Genomic DNA, 2840 nt, shown 5'->3' on the forward strand with positions numbered 1-2840 from the left:
CAGCGCCATGGCGCGCAGGACGCGGCCGGTGGAGTACAGCCCCGAATTGAGGCTGGACAGCGCCGCCGTCAGCACCACGATGTTCATGATCGTATCGACCCCCGGCACGCCAAGGGTCTGGAAGAACGTGACGAACGGGCTGGTCCCCGCCCGATAGGCCGTCCATGGCAGCAGGTTGACCAGCAGCACGACCGACAGCACGTAAAACAGCCCGATACGCCAGATGACGCTGTTGATGCTGCGCGGCAGCACGGTACGCACATCGGCGCATTCCCCCGCCGCCGTGCCGATCAGCTCGATACCGGAATAGGCGAACACCACCCCCTGTACCAGCAGCAGGCATGGCAGCAGCCCGTGGGGGAAAATACCACCGTTATCGGCAATCAGGTGCAGCCCGGTCTGGTGCCCCGCCACCGGCATGCGCACGCCCAGTATGACACTGCCCACGATCAGGAACAGGCACAGCGCCACGATCTTGATGAGGGAGAACCAGAATTCGATCTCCCCGAACCATTTTACCCCCACCATGTTCAGCGCGGTGACGATGCACAGCGCCATGAGCGCGAAGGCCCATTGCGGCACACTGGCGAACGTGCCCCAGAAATGCATGTACAGCGCCACGGCGGTAATATCGACAATACCTGTCATGGCCCAGTTCAGGAACGACAGCCACCCCGCCGCGAAGGCCGCCTTTTCCCCCAGGAATTCGCGCGCATAGGACACGAAGCTGCCGCAGGTGGGGCGGTACATCACCAGCTCGCCCAACGCGCGCAGGATCAGGAACGAAAAGGCGCCGCACACCAGATAGACCAGCGCAAGGGAGGGACCGGCCATCTGCAGCCGTGAGCCCGCGCCAAGGAAAAGCCCGGTGCCGATCGCGCCGCCAATGGCGATCATCTGGATCTGGCGGCTGCCCAGCCCCTTGTGGTAGCCCTCATCCTGTTCGGGCAGCAGGGGCGTGCTGTCTTCGGCCACGGGGTCCGGTATGCTCATGCTGGGGTCTCCGCCATGATGGTCGCAGATGGGGGGAAAGAGGCGTTCCACCCGCGGGGCCGGGTTCGTACCCCCTGCGCGCTGGTGGATACGGGCATTGTCGCGTTCGGGGCAGGTGCGGTACAGAGGTCGGGCACCGCCGCGTGGGAATGGGGGTGGAGATGCCGGTGGCACGAAACACATGGCATACCGTGGCCCCGGGCATGTGACGGAAAAGGGACAGGAAGAAAAATCATACAGCAACAGGCAGTTGTTTTGCCGCGAACAGTGTCAGACAGCATAGCAACTGGCAAGCATATCTGCCTTAAATAAAGGTATTTTGCCTAAATATTAATCGAAAATATCAGAAACCAATCAGTTAATGCCGCCTGTTTAATCGTGTAAAAGAGCCGCGCCCGCATGCCTGAAGCCGCCATGTCTGACAGACCGTCCCCCAGTTCCCGCTCCGCGCCCCGTGGTTGCGGCGGCGGTGGTACCGCATGCCGCTGGGCCGCCATGGCCCTGAGCGTGCTGATGGTCCCTGTTCTGGCCATTGCGCCCGCCCATGCCGATAACGAGCGTTTCGACGCCAGCGAACTGGCGCAGGATGCCCCGCAATATTTCGTCCTGCGGCCCGAAGACCAGCAGACGACCGACGGAACGGGGGAACTGCGCCTGTCGGAAGAGGGCATTGACCTGACCAATGGCGAGCAGCTTGACGTCATGCTGGAACAGGGCACTGGCGCGCATCTGGTTTACAGGGTGGATTACGGGCAGAACCCGGTCATGCCCTCGGGGCGGCGTCTGTGCCCGCCGCCGCTCAATCCGCTGTATCTGGACTTCGCCAGCCTGCCGGACCAGGCGGATGGTTACCAGATGACGCTGTACTGCGGTTCGCGGTCCGTGCCGTTCAGCGCCATTTCCCCCACCCGCAGCGCGGCGGTGTTCCACTATCGCCGCGCGACCGACACGCTATGGGCCATAGCGCGACGGAGGGCGGGTACCTGCATGGCGCGATGGCGCAGTACTGCGCCACGGCCCAAGACCCGGCGCGCATGGCGGCCTGCACCCGGCAGGAGGAAACCGCCTACGCCACCATCATGGCGCGCCAGGTGTCCCCGCCGCTGCTCAGGCAGTGCGCGGCCTATGTGACCGCCCGGCGCGACCATACCGGCTATGTCAGCTTCGCCCACCTGCTTGACTGCACGCGCCTGCGTGACAGCCGTGCGGTGTTCGATTACTGCAGCCTGCGCATTACCGGCCAGAAACGGCAGGATGATACGCGCTTTTTTGACGCCAGCCCCGCCCAGGCGCAGGGGGTGGCCCTGTGCTTCAACGCGCTGGCGGCCCGGCAGGCGCGCGATTAGCCTGCCCGCACCCTTACGCCACGTCCGGCACTTCTATGCCGGAGGCGAACTTGAAGACATCTTCATGGTGCAGCAGGAAAACGCGATGCTTCCGGCCCAGCTGCAGGGCGTCCTGCGTATAGGGCGCATTGGAAATGATGATGCCGATACCGGCTTTGCCATCGGTCTTTTCCCTGATGCCCTGCAAGATCACGTCATCCCCCACGGGTTTGTCGTCAATCCAGCAATGCGCCAGCATTTTCAGCCCGTGCCGCCGGCAGTGAATGACCGAGCCCAGACCGGTGGCGAGGGGCGGGTGCGTTTCCCAGCCGGCCTTTTCGATCCATTGTGAACACAGGGCCGCGTACTGGGCCTGATTCATGTCCGGATGGTAGAGTTCGGGCTGGACCGGGGTTGCCGCTGGCGTTCGGGCATCCTGCGCGGCCAGCGTGGTCATATGGGCCTGAACGCCTTTGTGGATGGCGGGCCACAGCAGGGCCAGCCCCTGCCGGTCCAGCGCGG

The 2840-nt window shown here is 64.0% G+C and carries 3 protein-coding genes and 1 pseudogene; 2 read left to right on the forward strand and 2 right to left on the reverse strand.

The window, feature by feature from the left end; genetic code table 11:
* The coding region (locus JCM25156_RS12875) for an amino acid permease (protein ID WP_025813392.1) at nt 1–993 on the reverse strand (993 nt) is incomplete at its 3' end.
* A 414-nt stretch (nt 994–1407) separates the two neighbouring features.
* Here JCM25156_RS12875 and JCM25156_RS24250 point away from each other — a divergent pair.
* Together JCM25156_RS24250 and JCM25156_RS31220 are read left to right on the forward strand one after the other, a co-directional pair.
* On the forward strand, nt 1408–2124 hold the full coding sequence (locus JCM25156_RS24250; protein WP_242402649.1) for a hypothetical protein: 717 nt from the start codon (nt 1408–1410) through the stop codon (nt 2122–2124).
* The gene (locus JCM25156_RS31220; RefSeq protein ID WP_242402650.1) at nt 2073–2339 is read left to right on the forward strand and encodes a hypothetical protein; all 267 of its coding nucleotides are present in this window, start codon (nt 2073–2075) and stop codon (nt 2337–2339) included. Before JCM25156_RS24250 ends, JCM25156_RS31220 begins: the two co-directional genes overlap by 52 nt.
* Before the next feature lie 13 nt (nt 2340–2352).
* Here the strand turns inward: JCM25156_RS31220 and JCM25156_RS12885 are convergent.
* Nucleotides 2353–2840 (reverse strand): annotated as a pseudogene (locus tag JCM25156_RS12885) (restriction endonuclease); the annotation flags it as partial.

It is taken from the genome of Komagataeibacter kakiaceti JCM 25156 (assembly GCF_000613305.1).